This window comes from Nocardia amamiensis NBRC 102102, assembly GCF_001612745.1.
Taxonomy (GTDB): domain Bacteria; phylum Actinomycetota; class Actinomycetes; order Mycobacteriales; family Mycobacteriaceae; genus Nocardia; species Nocardia amamiensis.
The window spans coordinates 1-26,375 of record NZ_BDBA01000133.1; the positions used below are offsets into that span (position 1 = coordinate 1).

Sequence of the window (26,375 nt, forward strand, 5' to 3'; positions counted from 1 at the left end):
GGTCGCGGCCGGTACCGGTCGGCGGCGGGTCCGGCTGCCGCGCCATCTTCCGCGGGCGCTGCTGTGGGCGGTGTAGTAGTCGCGCGGTGACGCGGCCCGCGCCATTGCCAAATCGATCGAATACTGGGTGGCCAGCCGTTGCGCCATCGCCGAGAACGCCTCGGCCTCATGCTCGTTGTCGGTGCCTTCGGCCTTCCGCAGCAGCGCACCGACGCGGGCCAACATCCTTTGTGAGGCCGTCACAGTCGTATCCCTTTCAGGCCGAACAGCCTCGCGAAGGCGACGTGGGCGCGCAGCAGGTCGACCTGACCGGACATCCCGTCGGCGGCGGGCGCGGCGTCGCGGACCTTGCGGATCTTCAGCAGTTTCGCCCCGCGCAGCTTGATACCGGTCACCGGTGGGGTGGTGTCGGTGCCGGGATCGTGGACGGCGGTGTAGTCCGAGATCGGGATCCATACCTCGTACCAGGCGTCGGCGGGCTGGCCTTCGCGCGGTGCCTCCCGCGAGTCACGCTCGTTCGCCTGCCACCGCCAGCAGGGGCAGGCAGGGTCCTCGCAGCGGGCGAATTTCTCGGGCGGGTGAGGGTTGTAGCGGTCCTGCCGTCCCGCCAGCATCGGGCACGCGAGGCGGGAGTAGTGGCCGCATTCGGGGTGCACGCCCGGCTCCGGGGCGATACCGCGTAGATGGTCGGCGGGCCGGATGTAGAGCACGACCCGGTCATCCAGGGGCTGCCCGCAGATCTGGCACAGCCTGCGCGACAGGGTGTCCCGCAGCCGTCGCTGGTCGAGTTTGCCCCATACCGGTCGGGTCCGGTCGCGGTGGGCGAGGGTGACGTGCGGAACCACCAACCCCTGCGACAGCGGCGCGTGCGCCAACCGCACAGGGACCGGCGGCCGCGCCGGTAGTACGGGTTCGGTCAACGACGATCACCTCGAATCGATCGGATACGCCACCCGACGTGGCGTGGGGGACGGGTGTCAGGAGTCGGTGGCCGAGGTCGGTGCGGCTGACACCTCGATACGAATCACCTGCGCGGCGACGGCGGGGGCGTGAATTCGGATCTCGATCACCGCGCGTAGCGCGCCTGGGACCGGTGGTTCGACGACCCAGGGCTCGAACCGGTCGGGGTCCAGGTCCGGAAGGCTGGCTTCTATCCAGGCCACCAGATCGACGGCGTTGGTGATCACCACGGCCAGCGGCGGCTGGTGTGCGGGTCGAGGTCGTGCACCGCGACGGCGATGGGTGCGCCGGGTACCTGGGTGCTCACCGACCGCGGCAGCAACGCCTGCAAGCCACCGGCAGCAAGGTTGCCGCGCGCGATCACCCACCGGGCACGCTCATCGAGCTCGGCGGGCAGCAGTCGCCACCCGCACCCGGTCGGCAACCGATCGAACAGCTGCCGTTTCCAGCCGTGTCGGCTGCCGCCGTCCTCATCGGAGGTGTCGACTTGCGTGGCGTACTCGATGCGCACCAACGCCATCACCGCCGCAACCCCCGCCTTCGCGGGGACAGGGTCGACACCGGGGAACACGCCGATCGAGGTGCCCGGCTGGGGCGGGGCCGCGAACGCGGCGTGATACCCCGCGACGAGCACCCGCGCGGTGGGGGCGACGGCGGGCAGAACCGACCGATATTGAGGATCGGTCTGCAGACGTGCGAGGTATGGGCTGGAATCGAGTTCCACCGCAATCACCCCACACCACGGGAAGAGCGGTGGTCACCGCCAGAAAGTGGACAGGCGGCGGATGGCGTTGGGCTGAACATCATTGCGAAGCTGCTGGGTGAGACGGTGATGGAGAACCAGTCGTTCATCGCGGCGTGGGTGCGGATCAACTCGATGAGAGTGTGACCGTCGAAGTCCTCGGTGAGATCGAGGTATTCAGAGAAGTCGTCACCGAGCGGTTCACCGTGATCCCAGTGGGTTTCGGGTCCGTGACCGAGGGCGTAGACGACGCGAGCCATACCCGCCGGGCTACCGGGTTGGCCGGGCTGACGCGGGATTCCATTGCTCATCAAATAGATGCCCTCGTCTTTGACCCAGATCAGCGACGGCACCGCCGGTCCGGGATCGTCATACGGCGAGCGGGAATGGCCCGCAGCCGCCATTGCGTGCTCGGCGAGGTCGATCACCTTCGACAGTGGGAACCACAGGGTCACCGATGTCATCGGCAGAGCTCCTTTCCTGAAGGGATTACGGTGTTTTGCAGGCTGGAATCACGCCGCCGAGCGGAGTGACGGATTCGATGAACGCCAGCGGCAGCAGCACCCCGGCCTGCTGGCCGTTGCGGGTGAGCACGGTGTGGTGGCGGTGCACGGCCTGGACGCGGACGTGGTCGTGGACGTACCCGCCGCGGGTGATCACGGTGGCCGCCACCCGGGCGCGGCGAAGCCGATGCAGTTCGGTCGCGATGAGAGCGACCACCGGATCACCGCCGTCACTGGTCTCGCAGGCTGCGGCGACGACGGTGTTGGCCAAGCGCTGGCGCAGCAGATCGCGGGCGTCATCGAGCTCGTCGAGGTTGGTGTCGTCGTCGAACCAGCGGTCGATGCGAGCGAGGACCTGGCGAAGGAACTCGGACTCGGACGCGTCAGCGATCGGTGCTGGCGGGGTGTGGTAGTCGCTCATCGGCGATCGCCTCGCAGACGGCGCCACCACATGCCGCGCCGGAGCAGGCGAAGCCGGGCGTGGCCGGCCAGCACGGCGGCGAGGGTGTCGGCAGTGCGGGCGTCGAGATCGACGTAGCGCCAGTCATTCTCGGGCTCGTCGCGGTCGCGCAGTAGCAGCCGCACATGGTGGCCGTCGGTGCTGGCGATGACCGCGTGACCGTCGACATCGCGTAGCCGGATGAGGATCGTGGCCAGATTCGGGTGATAGGTCACGCAAAGGTCCCCTCTCGTGAGGTGGGGGCAAATGCCGAAAGGCGGCATGGAGTGACAGACACCGGTGGTGTCAGGCGTTTTCGAGTTCGGTCAGGTCGGCGTAGCGTTCGAGGCCATCGAGCGCCTCGCATTCGCAGCGCGGGAACGGTCGCAGGCACTGGGCGCAGAATCCGCACGCGGTGCAGTGCGAGCCGGGCTGCTCGGGGTCGAGTTCGCCGCAGGCCAGGCAGTACTCCCAGTCCGCGGCGGTGTAGCCCCAGGTGTTCGGCTGGTAGGTGCGGTTGGAGTACCAGATCCCGCCGTCCCAGTGGCCGTAGTGTTCGTTGAAGATGTACGCGGAATGCTTGTAGGCCGGATCAACGGTCAGCAGCACCATTTTGTCGCTGCCCAGCCACCGCTCCAGCCGCTGGCGGCCCGCCCACGAATCCAGCGACCCGAACGGCCGGGTCGGCAGAAAGTCCTCCGCGGCGATGCGGGTGTCGCTGCGCCGGTCACCCAGACGCGGATGGACGTTGCTGGGCAGGATCCCGTTGTGCGCGAGTACGGTTCGCTCGTCACCGCCGACGAGGAAGGGATGACAGTTGTCCAGGCTGCGGTGGCCGTGGGTGGCCAGCCGGGAATGGAACAACGCCGCACCGTCGGGGTAGTGGTCACGTACGCGAGCGAACTCGTTGATCACCGCGTCGGCGTTCATGCCGCGGCCGACGATGATGCCGGTGTCGGTGAGCACGGCGTAGCCGTGGCCGTGCGGGTTGGCCAACGCGCCGTTGCCCACTGCGTCGAGGTCGGGGCTGATGCCGGGTTTGACGAAGGTCAGGATGCACACGCGAGGGCCTCCATTTCAGCCAGCAGCGGGCAGTACTCCGGGCGCGAACGCACCCAGGCGGTGAAGGCGGTCCATTCCCAGCCGCGACGGCGCGCGATATCCGCCGCCGATAGCTCGCGGGTGTATTCGACCGACGCGGCGGCGAATGCGAGGGCGGCTTGGACCTGTTGAGGGTGCAGGGAGCTGGCGAAGATCCGCAGTTCGAACGTGGCTTCTGGGTAGACGTTGATGGCCTGATAGCGGCCGTATCCGGCTTGGCTGCCCTTGGCGTAGCGCTGAGCGTTGGAGCGCTGCTGCGGGGAGAACTCCGCCCACTCCGAGTCCCGCCGCCGCGCCAGCGTGGTCACCGGGTGTTCGTTGCGGTACACGAACTTCAGCCACCGGTAGGCATGCGCGGGGGAGGAGAACCCAGCGCGGGAGACATGGACATGGATACCGACGCCGGTGTCGGTGTAGCAGCCCTGCAACCGCAGACGGCGCAGCAACGTCCACGGAAACCGTTCGAGCGCGTACTCATACGACATCGGGTGCGTCACGAGTTCGAACCCGCAGGAGATCGAGCCGTCCTCCTTCAGATACGCCAGGTCCCCGATGTGGGCGATGGCGGTGTCGACCGCATCGCGATAACCGCTGCCAGGAGTTTTGACTTCCAGTTCCAGACCGAGGAACAGTGGACCGTCACCGTGGAAGCGTGGTTCGGGTTTGTAGTACGAGTCGTGAACTCCGTCATGGGCAGGGGAATCCGTGCAGCTGTCGCAGTAGCCTTGGTCGCGCGGGACGAGGGTGAAGCAGTCGAAGCACTCGCGGTAGTCCTCGTCCTCACAGCTGCCGCAGACCCGGTTGCCTCCGTCGACGGGCTGCAGGTCGACGGCGAGTTCACCGCAGTCGTCGCAGGTCTCGTAGCCCGAAGCGCACTCGGCGCAGACGTCCGCGACGGCGCCGACGACGGTACGGGTGTCGCGGGTGTAGGTGTCGCATTCGCCGCACCGCTGCCAACCGGTGAGGCATTCGCGGCACAGCAGCGTGTCCTCAACGGTGCGGCTCAGAGTGTGGGTGTGGGCGGCGCAGCCGTCGCAGCGCAACAGGTCGGCGGCGCAGTCCGGGCACACCCGGTCCCCGTCGATCGTGGCGATCGTGGCGGCGGGGCGGGAGCATTCCTCACATAACGGGTCGGCCAGGGTGGATGCGGGCATGACGAATCGAGGTCCCTTTCGGTGAAATGGAAAGAACCCCGAACCCCGGCTCCGAGCTACGGGAGGGGATGCGGGGTTCTGGATCGGTGGATCAGCGGCGGGTGGCAGCCCGCCGCTTCACGGCGCTGTGGCCTGCTGGCGGGTAGGTCGATGGGCCGGGTTAAACGCCCGTAGCCCGCGGTGGCGTGAGGTTGCCGTGCCGGGTTCAGGCGCGTGGCAGGTGCAGTCAGGGAACGCGGTTTCGCAGTCGAAGCACCACCCGCAGCCGCCGCAGTACCGGCTGGCGCTGTCGAGGTCGAGCTTCTGGCAGTACCCGCACAGGTACCGGCGGCGCCGCGTCGGCCAGCGCAGCGCGGGTGGCAGGTAGCTGGTGTTGGAGTACCAAACCTCCTCCACCCACTGCCCGGCCGGTTCGCCGAACAGGTAGGCGTGACGGTCATAGGCCGGGTCGACGGTGAGGATCACCAGCTTGCTCGATCCCAGCCACGACGCCAGCCCTCGCGCGCCGGGGTGGGTGTCGATCGATCCGAACGGCTGCTTCGGCAGGTACTCCTCGGCCGCGATGCGGGTATCCGAACGCGGATCGTAGGGTCCGGGGTGCACCCGTTTCGGCAGGGTTCCATTGTGCGCCAGCACCGTTCGCGGATCCTTGCCGAGCCGGAACGGGTGGCAGTTACGCAGCCCGATCGTGCCGTGGGTGGCGTAGCGGGAATGGAACAACGCCGCCCCGTGCGGGTGTTGGGCACGCAGTTTGGTGAACTCGGCGATCACGCGGGTGGGATTCATGCCGCGAGCCACGAGGATGCGGCGCCCGGCGATGATCGCGAATCCGTGCCCGTGCGGGTTCGCCGCGGCACCGTGGGCCAACGCGACCGGATTAGGCGCGATCCCGGCGGGCAGGTAGGTCAACAGGCACATGCGAGGTCCTCCATCTGCGCCCACAGGGGCTGATAGTCGGGCTGGGTATGCACCCAGGCGGCGAACCGCGACCAGTCCCACCCGCCGGCGCGCACGTCTGAGACGCGGAGGCGGCGGGTGTAGTCGATGGAGGCGGCGGTGAACGCCAGCGCCGCCTGCACCCGCCCGACATCCAGGGAGCTGGCGAACACCCGCAGCTCGAGGGTTTTGCGGGGGTAGGGGTTGATCGCCTGATTGCGGGCCAGCCCCACGGCGTGCTGCGGGCCTTTGGCGGTGTCCTTCACCCGCGCCCGCGCCGTTCGGTCGAACGGCGCGTAAGGGGAACGTCGCCGCGCGATGGTGGAGACCGCGGATTCGTTGCGGTACAACAACTTCATCCACCGGTAGACGTGCGCGGGGGAATCGAACCCGTCGCGGCTGGCGTGCACATGCAGGCCCACGGTGGAGTCGGTTTCGCAATCGAGCTCTTCCAACGCTCCCAGCAGCGGCCACGGGAACCTCTCGATCGCATACCGGTAACTCATCGGATGGGTGACGAGCTCGAATCCGGTGGGATGGATCGAGGAATCCTGCTTCAGGTAACCCAGCCGACCGAGATGGTCACCGACCACCGAGACGGCTTCGCTGTAGCAGTGGTCCGGGACGATGACCTCCAGCTCCATCCCCAGATACAGCGGCCCCTCGCCGTGGAAGCGGGGATCGGGTTTGTAGCTGTAATGCCACACATGCTCGCGGTGGATGCGGCACTCACAGCTGCGGCCGCGCCGGGTGAGGGTGCCGCAGTCGGGGCAGGAGTCGAACCGGTCCACGCAGCGGCCGCAGGCGCGGTGACCGCCGGAGACATACCGGCTGGTGGCGCTGTAGCGGCTGCACTGGTAACAGAGGTCGAACAACACCGCCGCACACCGCAGGCACACCGGCTCGTCGGTGTCGGTACGCACCCGCGGGTTGGTCACCGCCCGGCACGACACACACGGCAGCCAGCCGGTCACACATTCGGCGCACAATTGGCGTTCGTCGGCGGTCTCGGTCAACGCGAGAGACAGCGCGCGGCAGTGATCGCACCGCGACAGCCGCCGCACGCAGCGACCACAGACGGTCTGTTCGTCGACCGGGTACCGATCACCCGGGTCACAGCTCCCGCAGACCGCGCACGGCGGATTCGAGGGGATATCGGGCATGACGCGCCACCTTCCGGATACGAAAGAACGCCAGACCGGAAGCGATTCCCGGCCTGGCGTTCAGGGGCAACAGGGTGTTGGCTACATGGGCGGGCTCACAACAACGCGGCCCGCTGGCGAGTCCGGACAGGCGCGTCAGATAGGCGCGATCCTGTTCGCCTGCGACGCAGACGAATCGAATAGCCCGCGGCGCGGCCGGGAGTGATTACTGCGAATGCGGCGGCCATGCCTCGGCGCGGACCGCGACGACGGCGTCTGCAGTCTGCTCGAGGGCAATCAAGCGGTCGTCGGCTTGCTCTTGCCAGCGGCCTCGAACCATGTCCGTTGCCTCCGGGTCACCGCCTCTGGTGCGGCGAAGACGAATTACCCGAGCTACGCGGATAGGTCGTCGATGCTGCGGACAGCCACACGTGGGTGTGGTCGCTGTTGACCGCGCATCGCAAGCCCCAGGGTGACTCCCACGCCCACACGTGTGCCCTTGACTCTGTAGCCTTGCAGGGCGAAGGACCAGGCAGATAGCTCCTGCCTGGTCCTTCGCCGCAGACAGGTATCACCAGAGCTCGACCAAATCGAACCGAAGCTTCCGATAGCGTTCCGGCACGCTGCCGCCGACAGCGATCCGATCGCGCGCCCATGTTCCGACGAGGGTGAAATTCCCGGTCGTGTTCGCCTCATGGAGATCACCGCTGCCGCGGCCGTTGCCTTCCGCAGTGAGCACTGGCAGCGGGTGCAGGGCGAATCCGCTGGCGTTCTCGGTGACGGAGCGCTTGTCGACGAACATCCGCTTGTCATGGTTGATCACGTAACGGCCTACTGGAGCGGGGTCCGGCGGTGGGGTCTTGGCCGAGAACTGGGCCAGGCGAAACAGATTCATGTCGCGTCCCGGCTCTTTGTCGGCGTAATCGCCCGCCCACACGACCCGAGCCGGCGTGTTCAGCGCCCGCTCGACCGCTTCGACGAACGGGTTGCCCAGCCATGAGTGCTCGGTGAGTTTGTAGAACTCGTTGTAGTCGCGGGGGTTGAAGCGGCTGGCGATGTTCGCGCCGTCGTCGGCGAGCAAGACCGCCATGTAGTACTGCCCCATGGTGTCGAGATCCCTTCTCGTGTGTTTCGGTGTGCCACTTCAGATAGAAAAGTGGTTTGCCACTCGTGCAGGCGCTTCGCCTTGTTCCGAGCGTCAGAGGGAGATCGCCGCCGCGCGCACGCAGCAGTTCCCGAGCGTGGGAGACGCCGTTTCCACGGCGTAGCCACGCAACGGTTGCTGTCATCAGACGATGTCGTCGGTCGCGGGTGGAAGGAATCAGTCGCCGATGGCATACGCCACCGGGATCGGGCACGAAGCAAGCAGCGCGACAGCGGGTCCGGGGCCGACGGCGTCTGCGCCCGGCAGGCGGGACGATGGTGTGGTGGTGACCGGTCCAGTGGTGATGCCGTGAGCGCCGCAACCTGGAACCGGTCGAAGACCCGTGCCGTACGCCGGTGTGATCCGACAGCGAATACGGTTGAGAATTCGAATGATCCGTCCCAGGCGTTGTTGGCGCGGTGGCGGTCCGGAATGGGATGCGCCGAAAGTTCTTCCCTGGTAGTTCGGTACCCGGGGGCGGCGTGAAGGGGTCGTGGCGGCGGTAGGATTGGTGGCGGGAGAATCAGCAGGCGGGCCCGAGCTAGGAGGCCGACCATGTCGTCGCGTCGCCCGCCGCGTTCCCCTCGCGCGGCTCGATCCCCGGAACTTGTTGAACGGCTGGAACGCTCGCGCGGACGGTTGCGTGAACGCCGCGTCCTTGTGCGTCAGCGAGAGCGCACCATCGATGACGCGGTGAAGCGGTATCTGCGTGATTGGGCAGCGATCACCGCGTGTGAAACCAAACGCGACCAAGACATCGACATACTGCGCGAGCAGATCAGCGCGATCGAATCACAAGCGGCACAGGACATCGCCCGCTACCACGCCGACCAAGCCGCCGCCGCAGCGGTGATCCGGGAGCAAGGTCAATCCGACGACGAGGTCGCCGAACTGCTCGAAATTTCCCCGAAGCAGGCCCGGCAGCTGATCAACGCCGCACGCACACACCCCGACGCGAGCCCGCCGGTACCGCAGCGCACCCGCGAACCGGCCACACAACCCGCGAACACCCCACCGGCGGTTGCGAACACCCCGGAACGACGATTCGCCAGGCCGGGACAGGCAAGCAACACCAAAAGGCAGGCTGCGCCGGTCGAGGTCGGGGCGCTGGGCAGCGAACGCCATGAATCGGCCGACGAACTCACCGCCGCATCGACGCCCGAAGACGACAGCGACTAACCGGCTCCAGCACCCGTTGTGCGACCAGGACCGTCGAGCGGGGGCCTGGCTTGCCTGCACCCGCAGCCTGACGACTCTGCGCCGCCGACCCCGCCTGTACGTATCGGACGAAGAACTTTTTCGATCTGTGAGTGCACGATCGGCATCCAAATCCCCTCTACCTAGCAACGAACTCAGTACGAGGAGGGGGAGCCGGATGAATCTGACTCTTATCAGCCTGGTGGCAGGCATCACGGGAAACGCATCGGTGGTCGTGGCTCTGGGGCTGCGGCTCAGATGGAAGGCTATGCGGCACAAGGAGCATCGAATGCAGATGGTCGAACTCATACGGGCATTGCCGGAACACAGCAGCGCCGAGGCGCAGGACGGTCCCGGTGGCCTCCACACCCGAGTGACCGTGGGTGGACGGTCGGCAGGACGTGACCGATGACCGAGGAATACGACCAGATCAACCTCCGCACCCCACCGCCCCCCGACGTCCAACGGAACGTGGAGCAGCTAAACCGCGAGCAGTTCAGCGCCTTCTACCGCGCGAACATCGCGAAGCTTGTGGGGTTCCTGGTGACGCAGGGCGCGCGCGTCGCGGACGCGACCGACATCGCCCAGGACACGATGATCCAGCTGTGGCAATCGTGGTCGAAGATCCAATCGCCCCTGGCCTGGGCTCGGGTCGTCGCTGGGCGTGAGCTCGTTCGCCGGTACTCCGCGCTTGAGCAGGACCACATCGACGAAGCCGAGTATTCAGCGCTACTGGGTTGCGCCACCGATGTGGACGACTGGGTCCAATCCGCGGCGTACCAGGAAGCGCTCACCACACTGCCGCCGCGGCAGCGGCAGATCCTGGTCTGGACGATGCAGGGCTACAGCCCCGCCGAAATCGCCCGAGAACTGCAGCTCAAGGCCGCCACCGTACGGTCCAACCTACGGAAAGCCCGACGCGGCGTGGCGCTATACCTCGCAAAGGGGGCACAGCAATGACCGACTACCCGCACGACCCTTCGGCTGTGACCCGGTGGCTGGACACCCATCGCGATCAGTTCTATGCCGAACTTGCCGCGAGGCTCGACATCGAAGCCGGTCTCGAGGAGGTGCTCCTCGCTGATCGGCACAACAGGCTCGTCGAAGGAATCCACGACAAGCTCGACATCGAGGCTGGCCTCGCCGCGATCCTGCCGCAGCCTCCTCTGCCCCTTCCCGACGCCGCGGAACAGCTGTATACGCCCGGCACGCTGGAATGGGCATCCGACGAGCTGGCGCGCATGCCCCTGCAGATCCGGCTGGTGCTGCGGGGCGACTATGCCGCAAAACTGGGATTCGCCGCGCGAGAAATCACCACGCTCCTCGGGAAGGGGATGGTCGATGCGGGCCAACTCGACGCGGCCGCCACCCGCATTCGGACTCTCCTGGACCGGGAAAACCGTCACCGGCCTGCTGCAGAACGGTGGCGCGTCGCGACTGCTGAAGAAATTCGTGACGATGACGGCCTGTCGGAGGAGCAGAAGGAGGCACTGATCCGTGTTTTCCAGGGCAACGACAAGGACGCGTTTCTCAGGGCCACAGGCGTCTTCGCAGCGCTCGAAGAGGACGACAAGAACGCGGTTCTCAATGCCACGGACGCCGCCGACGTCGAGATGGACGTGACCTCTCCCGCCCCTGGCATCGACATGCGGAAGGTGTACGAGCGCTTCGGGCTCGAACTCGTCCAGGGCCTCAACACCACCGCCCTCAACCGCGGCCTCATGCATCGATGGAAGGACGCGGTCGCCGACCACGTGGAAGCGTCATTCGACTCAATGCACCAGGGGATGCTTGCACAATCCGAGGACCAGGACGCCGGAGTGGTGGCCGGGCTGTCGATCAACTGGTCCGCCCATGTCACCGAATCACTGACCGAGCTGGCCAGCTATCTGGTCTTCCTCGAACAGATGCTCAACGACTTCATCGGCGCAGACCTGCGGAATGTCGATCTGGCAGGCGTGCCGCTCGAAGGGCTGCGGTGGTCAGAGCAGACCACCCAATGGCCCGACCGCTGGCGCGAACAGATCAAGGAGGACTCTGTACACATTGAAAACGATGTGTACGAGATCCACTACGGCACCCACACGCGAGGCCGAAACACGTTGGTGTGAGCCAAGGCCGGGGTTCGCCCGGGAAGCGTCCGCCGCAACCTGAGCGGCGGACGCTTCCCTCAGCTTGGACATCGAGTCTGGGCGTGGCCGGATTCGGGGTCTTCACACCCGGACGGCCGTCGAGATTCACAGATGTAGCCGCCGCGCTACGCGACAGGACAGCAGCAGCTCGTCGTACTTGCTACATCCGTCGTCGCGTGATTCTCCCGGCTCGGCGTTTCCTTCGTTCCCAGCAGCCGGTGTCGGTGCCTCATGTCAGGCTTGCGCCATAGCCGCCCCGGCCGAGGAGAACGACATGGCCGCCACCGCCGACAGATCCACCGTGCGACTTGTTGCGCACTGCCGCCGCTGCAATGGCTGGCTGCTGTCGCCGCAGTCGGTCGCACAAGGCATCGGACCGACCTGCGCGGTCCGTGAGCGCGCCGAGCTGCGCGCCGCAGCTGCGCGACAACCACGGGCGCTGACCCTGTTCGACATTGCAGCCTGAGCCATCTGGCTCAGGTCGACCGTGTCGTCGGGTGCTCACAATCTGGGGCTATCGGTGGCGTGTACACGACATGACCACACGCGGTGCAGAAGTGGAGGCGATGAATACCGCCGGCGTGCAAGCATGCGAGTGAACCGACGAGCATCCGCTTCGGACCGAACTGTTGTCCGCAGTGCGGGCAGCCGTGGGGCCACGGCTCGGCCCACCTGCCGTTGCGCAGTCGATACAGGCGGCCGGGTCCGACGCTCCGGCCGTCGCTGAGCCGGTACACCACTCGAAGGTAGTCGAACATGAGTTCGATCTTGTCACGTACTGGTCGGTCTTGCGGGATAGGCTCACCGGCATGGTTCAGATCGGTGACAAGGTGCTGCTGGTCGCGGGCGGAGTCTCGGTCTTCGAGGTCCTGGAACTCGAAGACGACGAGCACGCGATCGTGCAGGCCGTGCTCGAGGCGCCCGGCCGCTACCCGTTCAGTGTCCGCACCGAGACGCTCGTGGCTGCGGATCCCACGTCGCAGGCGTAGGGGGCGAGCTCTACCTGCTGCCGTCGATGCGTTCGAGCACCGCGGTGACCACTGGCAAGGTGCCTTCGGCCAAGCGGTACTCCACAATCACGGGGTTCTGCGGATCGTCGGTAGTGCGTAACTGGATCAGCCGTGGTGGCGGGAGTTTGTCCGTTGTGGCGTGCATGGCCCGCCGCATCGTCGAGCTCATGCCGCCCAAAGACTTGGCGCCGGTGACCTCCTTGATCCGCCCCGGTGTAGCCACGCCGCCCTCATCGACCAGCACTCGAATCCACCGCCGCCCCGACGGGCCGAGATTGCGCAGGAACCTTTCGAGGAACTCCTCGTCCCACACGAACTCTTCCTCGTCTCGCAGTACTCGCCGGGTGCCGTTGACCTTCAACGGAAGACGCTCAGCCAGGGCGACCTGGGCGGCGAGCAAGCCCAGCTGTAGTCGCGTCTCCAGGGTCATGGGCGCGGAGTTGACGATCATCGCATAGCGCAGCTGCTCACGCGCTACCTCGAGTGCGTCGAAATCCTCGAGATCCCCCAGCTCTTTCATGCCGAGCAGGCTATCGCGCCGAGCAGGCCCGCCGCAGCGACTTGATCGCATGCTTCCGCTATTGGACGTCGGCACCCGGTGCAGTGACCTGAGGATTGAACTGCTCACTGGGCGAAGCGATTCGAGGGCACCGAGCACGGTATTACAACGGACTTAGCCGCACTTGCACAGGAACCCCCGGCACGATCGGTTGGTCGTTGGTAGGGCTGCTGTCGGGTGGGTTCAGCTTGTAGCGGCGACCCAGGAAAGCGTCATACAAAGCAAACGGGCCACCGTCGAAAAGGTAAATATCACCAGCTCACGGGGTTCTGGTCCGTAGTCTCCGGCGCTGGAACCGCCGACCTTTCGCTTACAAGGCAGGTGCTCCACCACACAGCGAAGCCGCGGGCGGTGGACTGCTCGAAGTGTCCGGGTTGCGAATTACGTTCTCAACATGGATTCGCCCGATCCCTGTGCTGTGAGCTGCGGATGACCGAGATCGCCACCGTCACTGCGGCAATCGCGACCGGCTGGGCCCCTACACCTGCTGCTGCGGGGCGGGCCGAAACAGCTCGCCGAGGCGCTGGCGCTACTCCTGCGAGCGGTGTTCGCGATACCAGTCGCACCCATCACTACGGGTGATCGCCGCGACGTCGCCGTGCCGACGCTGGGGCAACTGGCGCCCGGCCGAACCGCGGCCCTGCAGCGCGCCGGAACGACGGTACCCGTGGTGATCGCACGCAAAGCGTCGGCCGACTGAGAATCGGGTGAGGCAGTGGTGGCGGCTTCTACGGTGTCGCACTGTCTTTGCCTTTACGCCGAAAGATGCTGTGTATGTCCTGCGACACATATCGTATGGCGCATGTGGCAGTACGCCCTGTGGGGCATCGCCGGCGCCGCAGCCAATTGCGGTATCGCCTACCTGGAGGTGAGTACTCGGGTCAAAGGCTGGCCCTGGCGCAGGAGCAACGGCGGCCCGGGCGGAGGTGTGTACCTGAGCTGGGTCATGATCAATCTCGGTGTCGCCGGAGTGACGACGTGGGCTATCGCTTACGGCGACATCATCAATACCAACGCTGCCGCATTCGGGGCAGGGGTCGCGGCGCCCGCCCTGGTGAAGAAGCTGGCTGCCTACAGCGAAACATCGGCGCTGACCCAAAGGTCCGGAGAAGGCAATGGTTGAGTTGTCGTTCGGGCGCCGGCTGTTGTCGATGCTCGCGGGGACCTGGCCCACTCGCCAGCCAGCGCCTCCTGCGCCGGCTGTCGCGGATTCAGCTGGGTGGCGCCTATTGTCGATGCTCGCCGGAAGCTGGCCCGCATTCCAACCGCACGCGGATCGGTACCGGCAGGCGGTGCAAACCCCCTCGCACAGTGCGGCCTCTACGCCGAGGCAGTCTTCCCCGTCTGCCGTCGACCCGGCCGACTCGCGCGCCGAGACGGGCAAACCTTACCCCGCTGGTAAGGACTTGAGTGACACGGATCTGAGTCAGCTGCGTCTCCACACGAGGAAAACCGGTGTGGACATGACCAACGCGGACTTGGCCAGCGCCGATCTACGTAACGCAGATCTGGCCGGCGCGAACCTGAGCGGCGCCGACTTGGTGGCCGCGGACCTGCGACAGGCAGACCTGATGTTCGCGCTGTCCCGTCATAGCTTCTTGACCGCCGCCGACCTGCGGGGGGCGGTCCTGGTAGGCGCAGATCTGCAGCAGGCGATTCTGGGCCGCGCGAATCTGGCAGACGCGGACCTGCGTCGCATGAGCCTGGTGGCCGCGGACCTGCGGGAGGCAAATCTGACAGGATCCGACCTACGTGGTGCCTATCTGTCATGGGCGTCTTTGTCCGCCGCGGACTTGACCGGGGCCAACCTGGGCGGCGCCGTCCTGACCGGCGCGGACTTGTCCGGCGCCAGCCTGCTGAGAGCGGTTCTGGTAGGCGCAGATCTGCAGCAAGCGGTCCTACGCAGGGCCGCTTTGGCCGGAGCCAACCTGTCCGGGGCCAATCTGCGCGGCACCGTGCTGGGTGGCGCGACCCTGCGAGAGGCAAACCTGACGGGGGCGACTCTGCGTCAGGCCGACCTGACCGGTGCCGACCTGACCGGTGCGACGCTACCTGCGCTTCACGAGCTCTCTGAGCTCACATGGTCGAGCGAGACTCGATGGGGCAGGGATGCCACGGAGATACTGGCACGGTCGATCAAGCAGGGTGCGGCATTCATCCTGAACCCGGCCGACCCTCCAGCTGGGTGGCAGGCGAACGCTCTCGTCGACCACTGACACGGATCAGCGTTGTCTATTCGTCAGCTTGGGCATCTACTTCTACAGCGTCGTCCGCGAAACCCAATCAGCCGCGCGATCGAGGATACCGACTCATCCGGGCGAGTGAGCAGCGAGCGGGCCTGCCGGATCTGTTCCTCGCTCATAGGGGGCCGCTGACTGACAGGCTCGTCATCGCTGGTCAGGCGGTGGGGTCGCCAGGGTCGAGGTGGCGATAGATCGTCTTGCGGTCAGCAGTTGAACGGGAAGCACGACTTCGGCGGGGCAGTCGGTTGCGCTGGCGCGAGAGTCGAGGGCACCACGGCGGTGTCGGCCGGCCTGTCGGGAGATCCCATGTGGGTGAGGGTCAGCACGACCAGCACGAGGAACACGCCGCCAAAGAGCGCCGCGAGGCGCCACAGGATCGGCATGGGCGATGCACTGCGGTAGCCGTGGAAGTACGGAGACCGGTAACGCCCCGGCCGCTGCGGTGCGCGTCGGTCGGTGAACCGGATCGACCCCCTCACGTAACTCCCGGTTATCCGTCCGTCCCCTACGCGAATGCCCCCGTACGGCTTGATACCCCATGACCGTCAGTATGGCGCGACGGCCGGACACGATCGGTCGATCAGCGCGCACCGTGAGAGGGTTTCAACCCCGATAAGGCCCACCTCGAATGAAGTCGCAGGTCAATCGACCTGCGACTTCTTCTGTTGGTGGTCCTTACTCGAAACTGCCCGAGGGCCCGGTGTCTTGAACCTACTGCCGGTACCGGTTGGACCTTGGCGGTGCCCTCCACAACTCCATCAGGTTAGCTCGGCTCCACTGTGGTGTACGCCGATGTCGATCAGCTCCCATGAGGCAGTGTGGGGGGTGGGGGGTGGGGGGTGGGCAGTCATCTGCAGCAGGCGTTGCTGTTCATTCTTTAGGTATGCAAAGGCATCTCGGACGTACGCGATGTATGCCGCGCCAGGGTGGCCGATAAGCGTGCGTTCGCTCAGACCTTCGGCCTCAGCGGCCAGCACGATTTCGAACGAGGCGACATGTGCACAGAAGTCTCTGAGAGGTTGCGGAACTTCTGCTTCGATTAGTAGGTCTGCATGCTCGGTGATGAGATCACGCATTCGTCGGTTTGCTGGCATGAGGGAGTTGGCCCGCCATCTGCGCCAATCGTCGGTGCCGAGTTCAGGTTTCCTCTCCGCCTGCGGTGGAAGGCCAGACTCACGCAGTGCGGTCCAGATCCGTTCGTTGATGTCGACCAATGCGTTCAGGGGTCCATAGAGCTCCCGAAGTTGGTTGTTGATCCTGCTCAGGCGGGCTTGCCGACGTTCCTGCCGGACCTGCGCGCGCTGGTTGAGGATGAAGACGAGGACCGCCACCAGGATGCTCCCGCTGGCAGTGATAACGGCGGCTGTCACCAGTACAGCTTGACCTTCCTCGCTCGATTCGGGACCGGAACGGGTAGGCACCTGGAAGAGTGGTGTCTAGGTCCAGATGGTCAGTGACCCTGAGGGATTCGGTGCGTCTCATGAGCTTTCTCGAACTGAGCAATGTGGAGGTGGGCACCTTCCGCGTCCGGTTGCTTAGACGGGGCCAGAAGTATGGCCTGCATCACCAGCTCATCTACGACAAGGACGAGCCGGCGATTGAGTTCTACTCTCCGGTACCCGACACCGAGCGCGCACCTGACGCTGGCTTCCGGGGGCGCTGGGATGCATCTCAGTTCAGTCGGCCACGGGATGAGTGGTCCCACTCAGTGACGTGGGATAACGGGTATCTCGGTGTCAGTCCTGAGAACTCCCAAACGATCGCGGCTTGGCTTGAGCAGGAGCTCTCTAAACCGTGGGTACCGCCTGATCCTCCGCCTCGTCCACAGTCGCAGGCGCGTGCGAATCGTCCGATAGAGCTTCAAGATTCGGGTAATCGTCGTGTGACGCTTTATGACGGAGGGCTTATCGGGCATGTCCGGTATGAAGCGCACTGGGTGCGGGTGTACCGCCAACCGCATGCGCAGTATGCCGACGCTATCTTCGTCGAGTTTCTCCCAAGGCGAGCCCGACGGGCGCGACGAATGGTCCTTACTTCTCGCCCGGATTTGGTAATTCTGCTGGGCTGGAACCATCCCGAGCTTCAGCAGCGGTTCGTGGCCGAGCACGGGCCCTCGGGCCGCCAAGGAACCACGACCGTGACAGGGTACAGGTGGAAGTATCACAGCCTCGACCCGAGATACGCAGATGAGTTCGAAAGCGCGCTCGATGCGTATCTGAAGAGTCTTCCACTGACGCAGCTCCTCCTGGATCTGCGCGGTGAGACTATTTCGGAACGGCCTGGTTTCACGCGGTCACCAGATTTGCCCGAAGTACAGGTCTTCCATCCAAGTGCAATCCGTGGCGATATGGACGAAGGTTCGCCAGCTCGGCTTCTACCTTCGGTTTTTGTCAGCTACCACCATGGCAGAGACGCCGATGCCCGCGAGCGGTTCGAGCGCGAGAATGGATCGGTGGTCCGTAGCTCGTCGATCTATCCTGGCGAAATCAGCCGCGGACCAGAGGTACGCCGCGAGATCCGCAAGCGGATTGCCGGGTGCGACTTCGTAGTCGTTCTCATCGGCCGCGACACCTACTCTCGGCGGTGGGTCGACTGGGAGGTTCGAGCGGCGTTGACCTGCAGCCGTGACCGTAGGCCTGTACCCGTGCTGGGCATCCTTCTGCCAGAGATGCAGGAGCTCGGCTCTGTGCTGGCGGACCGCCTGACGGTTAACAGTGCTGAATCGGCGACGGCAATACGCGCGCGATCCGATCAGTTGTCGCGCGATCTGATGGCAGCGTATGGGACCACTATTCCCCCAAGGCTATTGGACAATCTGCTCAGCGGCTACGCAGCGATGGTCTCGTGGCCGAGTTCACCCGATTCCTTGCACAGCGCATTGACTGATTCGGCTGGCAGGAGCAGCCCAGTCAACGGCCGTCGCCTGGTAGCCAGGAATGCGGATGTGTCAGCAGATGACGAACCAATCGCCCCGCCAGAGCAATTGGAACGATCGACGCCCAAGGTGTTTGGTCGGCCCCTGAATGCTGACACGATCGTAGATCCGGATAACTCGACTCCCGGGGAGGGCTCGGAATCGGAAGGAATTTCAGAAGGCCAGGGGTATGGTTCCGCGGTGAGATCTGGACGCAGTCCAGAATCGCAGAGCATCACTGTATCCGTGCCTCGTGACCTCTCGACTGAACAGAGCGCGGCTTGGCTAGTGCGCGCACTTCAGCACCATGGTCCGACGATAATTCTCAATTCGGTTGGGAACGAGCCTGATAACGCTGTTCTTGAAACTATCACAATGCTACGTCGTCATAGCCATATTTTGGCGCCACTTGACTGTGACACCTCGATGGCCGCGACACTGCTTACCCGGATAAAAGGAGATCGCGGTCTTACCGCTCTCACTGATCATCTTGCACAGTTGATCCAAGGTCCACACCTGATTGCACTGCGGCCGCTACCTGATATCCCACAGTCTGGCCTGCTGCAGGTTCTGTCGAGTGGCGAGCCTGGAATCGTTGCTATTGCTGCCGATCAGCTCGGCCGCTGGCTGGCATCCCTTATGTGGGACGGCACTCTGCAAATCTGGGATTCTGCAACTGGCGCGATACGTCATATTTCCAGTTTGGCCCGTGAGTCCGATAGACACCGTAGGCGAACGCTGGTTGCCGACCCACGGGGCAACTGGCTCGCATCAGGTGGCTCCGGATCGTCGGTCGACATCTGGGATCCGCTTACGGGAGCCAGGATTCACAGTTTTAGCGCTTCCGGGTGCGTCGTGGCAATAGCAACGGATGAAAAGGGTGCTTGGTTGGCTGCGGCCGATTCGATTGGCGTCATCCAGGTTTGGTCGATGCCGACCGGTTCCGCGCATGTGAGGTTGGGTCTCGCGTACGCAACGTACGTCAGCGCGCTTGTGATCGACCCTGAAGGGCGCTGGCTGGCTGCGGGGGGTGGAAATTCTGTGCGGGTCTGGGACATACCCACTGGCCATTTGCTACACGAATTCGATTCGCCGGGGTTTATCCACGCCCTTGCAGTCGATCCGCATGGTGCGTGGTTGTGCTCCGCCGGTCACGGTGCAACAGTCCGGATCTGGCCGATGCCGGACGGAGAACCAATACGCAACCTGACCAATCGTGCTCGTGTCGGAAGGAAGGAAACACGATGTCTGGCCGTAGACCCAGGAGGACGTTGGATTGCGACCGGAGGTCGTGAAGCCGCTGTACGTACATGGTCGACCATCACGGGAACACCGGAATTGGTTCTGACCGGTCACCGTGGAAATCTCCTCGAAGGGGTGCAAGCACTGACAGTTGCCGCAGATGGAAGCTGGCTGGCATCAGCTGGCGCTGATCGCACGATCCGCGTGTGGGCGACCTCGAATGGTGTACAACGTCACTGTTTTACCAGTCACACCGATGACATCAACGCGCTAGCTACCGATCGGTCGAGTCGACGGCTGATTTCGGGCAGTTCGGATGGGTCGGTGCGGATTTGGGATCCGACAACAGAGCCTCAACCCTCACTGCACGACAGCGGCGGCTCGATCACAGCCTTGACCGCTGACCGTTCCGGCTCGTGGTATGCGTTCGCAGGTCGTGACACTGGTCGTATCACAATCTGTCACAGGGTCGACGCCGCGCAACACGACTTCCCAACCTCATATGTGCACCACGAATCCAATTTCGTTACGGCGCTGGCATCAGACCCTAACGGCACGTGGTTGGCATCGGCTGGGAAGGACGGCACAGTGCGAATTTGGGATCCGCGCAAAGGAATAGAGCGGTATTTCCTTGTAGGTCGAGGTCATGATGTCGAGAAGGAAGTCGCAACCCGACTCACAGCAGCACCCAATGGGCGGTGGCTAGCCTGCTCTGACAACGGTCCCCAGATACGGATCTGGTCGCCGATCCTGGGGGAGAGGCTCAACACACTGTCGAACATCAGCGCGGTTAAGGATGTTGTTATCGATCCATCGGGAACCTGGCTGGCCTCGGCGTGTGCCGACGGTGCGATCAGACTCTGGAATCCGGAGGCGAGTCGTCCGCACCGAGTGCTAGCCGGCCATAGAAGCAGCGCACGCGCGCTGGCAGTCGATCCTTCCGGCGAGTATCTGGTGTCGTGTGGAGACGATGCCACAGTTCGGATCTGGGACTTGGAGGACAGCTCGGAATCGGTTCTTCACTTGTCAGAGTCGGCAGAGCGTCTGGAAATGTGTCCTCGCGGTTCCTTGTTCGCTGCGGCCGATAGCCGTGGGACGGTTCGTATATGCGACCCCCGCAAGGGAGCCGAGCGTTGCACCTTCGATGAACCCGGTGTGGCGGGCATGGCATTCGATCCGACTGGGCGCTACCTTGCCACGGTTGCCTCTGACGCCACGATACGAATCTGGTTGTCATCGACTGGTGCGCCGGTTACGTCGCTGCGGGTCGGCGGGGCACTCAGGTTCGTGAATTGGACGCCCCATCAAATACTCGTCGGTGGTGCTTGCGGCGCCTACGTGTTCGCACTGCGTGAATCTGGCAGCGGTCGGTAAGGTTTAGCGCGAGCTGCGCCACGACTTCAGCCAACGACGGCGCTGCTGCCCGCTACCGGGGGCGAATGGCTCACTCCACCCTCCCGGAGCACCTTCACAACAGTCCGCTTGGCTATGTGATGCTCCATCCTTAGCTGAGCCATCGACGAGCCGGCTTGATACTTGGCTACGATCTCGGCGGCCTCCTTGGGCGTCAGCTGCTTCTTCGATCCGCCCGAGGAGCGTGGCTTCGATGATCGTGATCTGCGCGGTCCGCTTCCGTCGATTCGTTCCTGCAGCTCAGCGAACTGGTCCAGGAAATCGGTCCGTCCTGACTTTGTTCAGGTGGTCGGGATCCGGGGGTGCGTATCGCTTTGACCTGCTGTGATATTCGCGGGTGGGGTCGGTTTCACGCACTAATCGGTCGGTAGAGTCGACGGTCGTGGTGTTCATCCGGCGAGTGCGGACAGCCTCCGGTGCGACTGCGGTGCAGATCGCCGAGTACACCGGCGACCGCCGGCAACGCATCGTGGCGCATGTCGGGTCCGCACGCACCGACGCCGAGCTCGGAATCTTGTTGGCCCGGGCACGCGAGCTGATCTCCGACCAGTCCCAAGGACAACTCGACCTGGGTGTGGAGCCGGTGCAGCCCCGAGCATCGCTGGTAGCGGCACCGGAACACGTCGCGGCGTTGTTCAGTGCCGCGCCGGCTGCTGAGGTGGCGGTGCCGGTGGGGCCGGGCCGGGTGACCGGCACCTGCTCCGCGGTGTTGTTCGACGCGCTGGCCGGCGTCTACGACTCCCTCGGGTTCGGTGCCGCTGTCGCCGACGAGGTGTTCCGGGATCTGGTGATCGCCCGCCTGGTCGAACCCTCGTCGCTGGCTGATGCGGCGCGGGTGTTGACCGAGATGGGGCGACGGCCGGCGTCGTATTCGACGTTGCGGCGCACCCTGGGCCGTGCGGCGGCCGGTGGTTACCGCGACCGGGTCGCGCACGCCTGTTTCGCGCATGCGCTGACCAGCGGGGATGTGTCGTTGTGCTTGTACGACGTGACGACGCTGTATTTCGAGGCGGAGAAAGAAGACGGGCTGCGCAAGGTCGGCTACTCCAAAGAACGCCGCGTCGATCCGCAGATCGTGGTCGGACTGTTGGTCGACCGGCACGGATTCCCTTTGGAGATAGGATGTTTCGAGGGGAACAAGGCCGAGAAGCACACGATCGTGCCGATCATCGAGGGTTTCCAGGCCCGGCATCATCTGGAAAGTTTCGTCGTGGTCGCGGACGCGGGCATGCTGTCGGCGGAGAACCTGACCAAGCTCGACGACGCCGGGATGCGGTTCATCGTCGGGTCACGGGTGACGAAGGCGCCGATCGATCTGGAGTCCCATTTCCGTTGGCACGGTGAATCGTTCACCGACGGTCAGGTCATCGACACCGTCACCCCGAAACGCGGCGCCAACGACGACAACCCGACCGGGGTCCGCGCCGAACCGGTCTGGGATCCCGACCGGCATCCGGGGTCGTGGCGGGCGATCTGGTCGTACTCGACGAAACGGTATGTCCGCGACAACCGGACCCTCAATGCGCAAGAGGCCCGCGCCCGGGAGGTCATCGACGGGGTGAAGGCCGCTCGCGCACCACGGTTCGTCAAGACCGTGAAGGGCACGAAGGCCCTCGACGACGCGGCGCTGACGCGGGCGCGGCGGCTGGCCGGGCTGAAGGGATACGTGACGAACATGCCCGCGGACATGATGTCCGCCGGTGAAGTGATCGCGAGCTATCACGATTTATGGCATGTCGAGCAGAGTTTCCGCATGTCGAAGACCGATCTGGCGGCGCGGCCGATGTTCGCGCGGACTCGTGACGCGATCGAGGCGCACCTGACGATCGTGTTCACAGCGTTGGCGGTGGCCCGGGCGGCGCAGTCGCGGACCGGGTCGAGTATCCGGGCAATCGTGCGGGGCTTGCGGGTTCTGCGGTCGGCGACGATCACGATCAACGGCGCCGAGCAGACCTTCGCACCCGAGATCCCCGCCGAACAGCAGGAGATCCTGGACTCATTGCGGGGCTGACCTCACGCACTAACCCGTTTGACCAAACTCAGGCCATCGACGAGCCGGCTTGATACTTGGCTACGATCTCGGCGGCCTCCTTGGGCGTCAGCTGCTTCTTCGATCCGCCCGAGGAGCGTGGCTTCGATGATCGTGATCTGCGCGGTCCGCTTCCGTCGATTCGTTCCTGCAGCTCAGCGAACTGGTCCAGGAAATCGGTCCGTTTCGAGTAAGTTCCCGCCATGTCCGCATCACAGTGGTTCTTGGCGGTCAGCGTTCGCGCTCGATGCCCTCTCGGCGGTTGCGTTCGGACTGGATGATGGCGTTGGGCGTCCAGTCTGCGAGCCCGCTGCGCGGACTCAGGATGGTCGGGTTCGCCGCGTCGTGGGCTTCGCGTTCATGCTCGGCGCGGGCGACGTTGCGGGCGATTTGAGCGCGGTTATCCGCCGCGGTTAGACAAGCATTTGCCTGTCGGCTCAGCAGATTCAGCTCGTAGTACCGATCGCCTGCCGGAACTTCGACGCGGATCCGGTAGTCGAGCTGGTCGAGTTCTTCACGCAGCGCCCGTAAACGGTCGGGGTCGGGGTCGGGGCCAAGCAGCTTCGATTTTGCGATGAGCTTGTTGTACAGCTCTTCAAAACTGGACATCGCAGACCCCCTTGGCGCTGGCATTTGGCGCTTCCAAGGGTACGTCGCGCATCCGACCAGACTCAGCGACGCTTTGTCTCTCGGCGCCGCCGCGCGGCGGATCTCGGTGTCGGCGACCTTGTCGGCGAGCAGCGTGACCAATCGGTGTAGCCGCAGCCGCCACACCCCGGCCAAAGCATCCTCTGTCGCGGTATCACCGCTGCCGCGGGCGGCCACGGCATCGACACGCAGCTGCTCGAGCTTCACGCCGGCCTGATCGGCGCGGTCCGGGCGGACCCGGCGCCACCAGCCCACCACGACATCCTTGGCCCTGGAGGGAATTCCGGCAGCCGCGTGCGGTGACGCTGCCGTGGCGCGCGAGCAACCCGTTCACATGGAGTGCTGGGGTGAGGACGTCGGCTCACCGATTCCGATGCCGAGGGGGTTCGTGACCGCTTGCACGAGTGGTTTGTCTGTGTACCCCTCGGCGCCGATCTCGATAACGCGGAACACGTCACCCCACCGGCGACCAGGCGGATGAGGGAGCCTTCCTCGAAACTGCACGGTCGGCGAGACTAGCGAACAACACCAATAGGTCGGTATTTGCATCGAGATGCGGGTCATTGGGAGCGGCTTCGCGGTAGCAAATCAGGCGGCGTGGATGTAGCCCCCGGCGTTCCACACAAACCAGCGGAAGTGGTGTGGTGTGAATGCTTGCCGCGCAGGAATTCCGGGTGCTGGTGAGTGTGGCCAATACGCCACGCCGCAGCGATGGCAGTAGAATCCGGCCTGCCATACCGCGTGTGCGCTTCGGCGTCCCCGTGCAATCTTCCGGTTCCGTCGAGAACGAACAACAGCGACACTGAGCGCCAGCAGCCCCGGCGAAGCGATTGCACCGACGAAGAAGGTGGCGGCCGCAAGCGCCGCCCACCTTGGTACCTGCGGGTCCTCGATGACAAGCGAGGCAACCGATGGGACGAGAGCCAACAGCGCCGGAATCAACAACAGCACCCCGACTCGGGTCAGACGCGTGGTGGGCTGCGGCGCAGGCTCGCGCGCGAGGCTCCGCGCTAGTTCGGTGGTGAGAGTGCGCTCCACTGTCGCAGTGCCGAAGATCGGTACCAGACCGGTGGAAGCTACTCCGACGCCGGAATAACTGCTCATGCCGAAGCTGGTCGAGACACCGCCCGCGTGCAGGGCGGGCACGCTCTGCACCAAGTCCAGCCGCTGGCAGTGCGGACATGTGATGTCGACGCTCATGCGGGGATACCCTCCCAAGCTGTTGCGCTATCGCGGCGTGTCTAGGGTGCCTGTACCTGCAACGAAAGCTCTGCAGGGTATCCAACACCTTCAGTGATCCGCTGTCGAGAGATATGTGTGAGATTCTGCATCGATGGGCTCCCTCCGATCGCTGGCTGATTCGCCGGATTCGTGCCTGATGAGCCAAGCCGGATCAGTGCGTTCCAGCTGCACCTGACCTCCTCCTTGCGCGCGGGTTACGTGCGCCTACTACTCACGTCGTGCTCGTTGGATGAGATGAATCCGATCGGACGGATCGCGTTCCGGTAGATCGTCCGGATACGAACTACGCCGATCCGAACGCCGTCATCCGGGAGCGAGGTTGGGCTGGTGAACCGCCGACGTGCCGAGCGTCTCCAGCGGAGAACCGCAAGCTCCAGGGCACGATCTGAGGTGATGACGCCGTCATCACCAGGCGGCGGATCCATGTGCTGACGCCGTGATGACCGTGTCATCAGCAGCGGCGGTATCGTCTGTCGCGAAATGTAGTGACGCGTCGCAGCGCCGGTGATGTGTGTGAGTCGGCTCGCTGACCTGGTAGAGCAAGGAGAGACCCGGCGAGGTTCGATTCCCCTGGCGGCTCCACGCGAGAACCGGGCAGCGGTCATTTCGGTTGTGCGATCATGTGGCGCGTTTCCACTGCCGGTGCGGCATCTGTTCGAACTGCACTTGAGTGCTGGGCCTGGTTGAATCAGGGATTGTGGACTCTGTGATCGTTGCTGTGGTCACGCCGTTTCAAGTTTCTGGTGCGGTGGACTTCGCGGCGTTGACCGACTATTTGGAGTTGCTCGCCGGTGCGGGTGTGGGCACGATTTTGGTGAACGGGACGAGCGGGGAGTTCGCCAGCCTCACCGCGGGTGAGCGGCGGTCGGTTGTCGAGCACTGTCGTAGCGGGTGGGCGGGAACGTTGATTGCGCATGTCGGGGCGACGGCGGTGGCTGATGTCGGTGCGGCGGCTCGTCATGCCCAGGAGTATGCCGATGGTTTGGCGGTGATCGCCCCGTACTTCTTCGCCGACGCACCCGAGTCAGGGGTCGAGCAGTTCTTCGGGCAGGCGATGGCCGATGTCGAAGTGCCGTGGCTGGTGTACAACTTCCCGCGTCATACCGGCAACCCGGTCAGCCCTGCCGTGGTGGCGCGGTTGGCGGGGGAGTACCCGCTGTTGATGGGGGTCAAGGATTCCGGCAAGGATCTCGGGGTCGCCCAGGCCTACAAGGCCACCTGTCCGCGGCTGTCGGTGTTCGTGGGCGATGACCGTGCTCCGGCGCTGCTGGGTGAACTCGGATTGGACGGGGTCGTCACCGGCGCCGGCGGCCCGGTCGCCGAGCTGCCGGTGGCGATCACCGCAGCCTCCGCGGCTGGCGATGAAGCCTCCGCGAGGCGGTGGCAGCGGGTCTTCGACACCTACAGCGACACCCGCAAGGCGATGGGGTTGTCGGACATCGCGTTTGCCAAGGCCGCGACCGCGGCGCGGCTACCGGGGTTCCCGCTGGCGGTGCGTGCTCCGCTGATCGCCGCAGATGCGCAGCAGCGCCGCGGCATCGGCAGGTTGCTGCGCGATGAGACGCTGCCCGTGATCGAGACGTTGCGCGGTTCTCGAGGTTGAATCGCCACCCCCGGAGCGTGTG

At 64.9% G+C, this 26,375-nt stretch carries 28 protein-coding genes; 12 read left to right on the forward strand and 16 right to left on the reverse strand.

Going from position 1 to position 26,375, the window contains the following annotated elements; genetic code table 11:
* From NA4_RS40705 to NA4_RS24035, 12 genes are all read right to left on the reverse strand, one after another.
* Positions 1 to 225, reverse strand: a 225-nt coding sequence (locus NA4_RS40705; RefSeq protein ID WP_157129273.1) for a DUF2786 domain-containing protein, incomplete at its 3' end; no start/stop codon positions are given.
* 14 nt (positions 226 to 239) lie between these two features.
* Positions 240 to 920 carry a hypothetical protein gene (locus NA4_RS23985; RefSeq protein WP_067474209.1) on the reverse strand — a complete coding sequence of 227 codons (681 nt, stop codon included), beginning with the start codon at positions 918 to 920 and terminating at the stop codon, positions 240 to 242.
* A 57-nt stretch (positions 921 to 977) separates the two neighbouring features.
* Positions 978 to 1,187, reverse strand: a complete 210-nt coding sequence (locus NA4_RS23990) for a hypothetical protein (RefSeq protein ID WP_157129266.1) — start codon at positions 1,185 to 1,187, stop codon at positions 978 to 980.
* Positions 1,184 to 1,684, reverse strand: a complete 501-nt coding sequence (locus NA4_RS23995) for a hypothetical protein (RefSeq protein ID WP_157129267.1) — start codon at positions 1,682 to 1,684, stop codon at positions 1,184 to 1,186. Before NA4_RS23995 ends, NA4_RS23990 begins: the two co-directional genes overlap by 4 nt.
* A gap of 5 nt (positions 1,685 to 1,689) precedes the next feature.
* Positions 1,690 to 2,166 carry a DUF3085 domain-containing protein gene (locus NA4_RS24000; protein WP_067474218.1) on the reverse strand — a complete coding sequence of 159 codons (477 nt, stop codon included), beginning with the start codon at positions 2,164 to 2,166 and terminating at the stop codon, positions 1,690 to 1,692.
* 25 nt (positions 2,167 to 2,191) lie between these two features.
* Positions 2,192 to 2,626: a hypothetical protein gene (locus tag NA4_RS24005; protein WP_067474221.1), complete on the reverse strand. Its 435-nt coding sequence runs from the start codon at positions 2,624 to 2,626 to the stop codon at positions 2,192 to 2,194.
* Positions 2,623 to 2,880 carry a hypothetical protein gene (locus tag NA4_RS24010; RefSeq protein ID WP_067474224.1) on the reverse strand — a complete coding sequence of 86 codons (258 nt, stop codon included), beginning with the start codon at positions 2,878 to 2,880 and terminating at the stop codon, positions 2,623 to 2,625. Before NA4_RS24010 ends, NA4_RS24005 begins: the two co-directional genes overlap by 4 nt.
* Before the next feature lie 70 nt (positions 2,881 to 2,950).
* Complete coding sequence (locus NA4_RS24015) at positions 2,951 to 3,706, reverse strand: class II glutamine amidotransferase (RefSeq protein ID WP_067474227.1); 756 nt, start codon at positions 3,704 to 3,706, stop codon at positions 2,951 to 2,953.
* Positions 3,694 to 4,899: a hypothetical protein gene (locus NA4_RS40710; RefSeq protein ID WP_067474230.1), complete on the reverse strand. Its 1,206-nt coding sequence runs from the start codon at positions 4,897 to 4,899 to the stop codon at positions 3,694 to 3,696. Before NA4_RS40710 ends, NA4_RS24015 begins: the two co-directional genes overlap by 13 nt.
* 117 nt (positions 4,900 to 5,016) lie before the next feature.
* Positions 5,017 to 5,817 (reverse strand): class II glutamine amidotransferase, encoded by an 801-nt coding sequence (locus NA4_RS24025; RefSeq protein ID WP_067474242.1) that lies wholly within the window; start codon positions 5,815 to 5,817, stop codon positions 5,017 to 5,019.
* On the reverse strand, positions 5,805 to 6,998 hold the full coding sequence (locus NA4_RS42775) for an amidoligase family protein (protein ID WP_245671565.1): 1,194 nt from the start codon (positions 6,996 to 6,998) through the stop codon (positions 5,805 to 5,807). Before NA4_RS42775 ends, NA4_RS24025 begins: the two co-directional genes overlap by 13 nt.
* 550 nt (positions 6,999 to 7,548) lie before the next feature.
* Positions 7,549 to 8,082, reverse strand: a complete 534-nt coding sequence (locus NA4_RS24035; protein WP_067474244.1) for a hypothetical protein — start codon at positions 8,080 to 8,082, stop codon at positions 7,549 to 7,551.
* Between the two features lie 594 nt (positions 8,083 to 8,676).
* Here NA4_RS24035 and NA4_RS24040 point away from each other — a divergent pair.
* From NA4_RS24040 to NA4_RS24065, 6 genes are all read left to right on the forward strand, one after another.
* Complete coding sequence (locus tag NA4_RS24040; protein ID WP_157129268.1) at positions 8,677 to 9,300, forward strand: hypothetical protein; 624 nt, start codon at positions 8,677 to 8,679, stop codon at positions 9,298 to 9,300.
* Positions 9,301 to 9,496: 196 nt separating this feature from the next.
* The gene (locus NA4_RS24045) at positions 9,497 to 9,730 is read left to right on the forward strand and encodes a hypothetical protein (protein WP_067474250.1); all 234 of its coding nucleotides are present in this window, start codon (positions 9,497 to 9,499) and stop codon (positions 9,728 to 9,730) included.
* Positions 9,727 to 10,278 (forward strand): RNA polymerase sigma factor, encoded by a 552-nt coding sequence (locus tag NA4_RS24050; RefSeq protein WP_084497393.1) that lies wholly within the window; start codon positions 9,727 to 9,729, stop codon positions 10,276 to 10,278. The genes NA4_RS24045 and NA4_RS24050 overlap by 4 nt, the downstream gene beginning before the upstream one ends.
* On the forward strand, positions 10,275 to 11,429 hold the full coding sequence (locus tag NA4_RS24055) for a hypothetical protein (protein WP_067474253.1): 1,155 nt from the start codon (positions 10,275 to 10,277) through the stop codon (positions 11,427 to 11,429). Before NA4_RS24050 ends, NA4_RS24055 begins: the two co-directional genes overlap by 4 nt.
* Before the next feature lie 295 nt (positions 11,430 to 11,724).
* Positions 11,725 to 11,916, forward strand: coding sequence for a DUF6011 domain-containing protein (locus NA4_RS24060; protein WP_067474256.1), 192 nt, complete (start codon positions 11,725 to 11,727; stop codon positions 11,914 to 11,916).
* Positions 11,917 to 12,259: 343 nt separating this feature from the next.
* Positions 12,260 to 12,439, forward strand: coding sequence for a hypothetical protein (locus NA4_RS24065; protein WP_067474307.1), 180 nt, complete (start codon positions 12,260 to 12,262; stop codon positions 12,437 to 12,439).
* 10 nt (positions 12,440 to 12,449) lie between these two features.
* Here NA4_RS24065 and NA4_RS24070 read toward each other — a convergent pair whose 3' ends face one another.
* Complete coding sequence (locus tag NA4_RS24070) at positions 12,450 to 12,980, reverse strand: hypothetical protein (RefSeq protein WP_067474259.1); 531 nt, start codon at positions 12,978 to 12,980, stop codon at positions 12,450 to 12,452.
* Between the two features lie 583 nt (positions 12,981 to 13,563).
* Here NA4_RS24070 and NA4_RS40715 point away from each other — a divergent pair.
* The 3 genes from NA4_RS40715 (at position 13,564) to NA4_RS24080 (ending at position 15,235) form a co-directional block, all read left to right on the forward strand.
* On the forward strand, positions 13,564 to 13,719 hold the full coding sequence (locus tag NA4_RS40715) for a hypothetical protein (protein WP_157129269.1): 156 nt from the start codon (positions 13,564 to 13,566) through the stop codon (positions 13,717 to 13,719).
* Positions 13,720 to 13,821: 102 nt separating this feature from the next.
* Positions 13,822 to 14,142 (forward strand): hypothetical protein, encoded by a 321-nt coding sequence (locus NA4_RS24075; protein WP_067474262.1) that lies wholly within the window; start codon positions 13,822 to 13,824, stop codon positions 14,140 to 14,142.
* 340 nt (positions 14,143 to 14,482) lie between these two features.
* Complete coding sequence (locus NA4_RS24080) at positions 14,483 to 15,235, forward strand: pentapeptide repeat-containing protein (RefSeq protein WP_067474265.1); 753 nt, start codon at positions 14,483 to 14,485, stop codon at positions 15,233 to 15,235.
* Between the two features lie 230 nt (positions 15,236 to 15,465).
* Here the strand turns inward: NA4_RS24080 and NA4_RS24085 are convergent, their stop codons facing one another.
* Both NA4_RS24085 and NA4_RS24090 read right to left on the reverse strand, forming a co-directional pair.
* Positions 15,466 to 15,741 carry a hypothetical protein gene (locus tag NA4_RS24085; protein ID WP_157129270.1) on the reverse strand — a complete coding sequence of 92 codons (276 nt, stop codon included), beginning with the start codon at positions 15,739 to 15,741 and terminating at the stop codon, positions 15,466 to 15,468.
* Positions 15,742 to 16,020: 279 nt separating this feature from the next.
* Entirely contained in the window at positions 16,021 to 16,632 is a 612-nt protein-coding gene (locus NA4_RS24090) for a hypothetical protein (RefSeq protein ID WP_067474271.1), read from the reverse strand.
* 767 nt (positions 16,633 to 17,399) lie between these two features.
* Here NA4_RS24090 and NA4_RS39395 point away from each other — a divergent pair.
* Together NA4_RS39395 and NA4_RS24095 are read left to right on the forward strand one after the other, a co-directional pair.
* Positions 17,400 to 20,792: a TIR domain-containing protein gene (locus NA4_RS39395; protein WP_169811104.1), complete on the forward strand. Its 3,393-nt coding sequence runs from the start codon at positions 17,400 to 17,402 to the stop codon at positions 20,790 to 20,792.
* A 421-nt stretch (positions 20,793 to 21,213) separates the two neighbouring features.
* Positions 21,214 to 22,842: an IS1634 family transposase gene (locus NA4_RS24095; RefSeq protein WP_067474274.1), complete on the forward strand. Its 1,629-nt coding sequence runs from the start codon at positions 21,214 to 21,216 to the stop codon at positions 22,840 to 22,842.
* 249 nt (positions 22,843 to 23,091) lie between these two features.
* Here NA4_RS24095 and NA4_RS24105 read toward each other — a convergent pair whose 3' ends face one another.
* Positions 23,092 to 23,763 (reverse strand): hypothetical protein, encoded by a 672-nt coding sequence (locus NA4_RS24105; RefSeq protein ID WP_157129271.1) that lies wholly within the window; start codon positions 23,761 to 23,763, stop codon positions 23,092 to 23,094.
* Between the two features lie 1,684 nt (positions 23,764 to 25,447).
* On the opposite strand from NA4_RS24105, the gene NA4_RS24115 reads away from it, so the two are divergent.
* Positions 25,448 to 26,353 carry a dihydrodipicolinate synthase family protein gene (locus NA4_RS24115; protein WP_169811105.1) on the forward strand — a complete coding sequence of 302 codons (906 nt, stop codon included), beginning with the start codon at positions 25,448 to 25,450 and terminating at the stop codon, positions 26,351 to 26,353.
* The last annotated feature ends 22 nt before the right edge of the window (positions 26,354 to 26,375 follow it).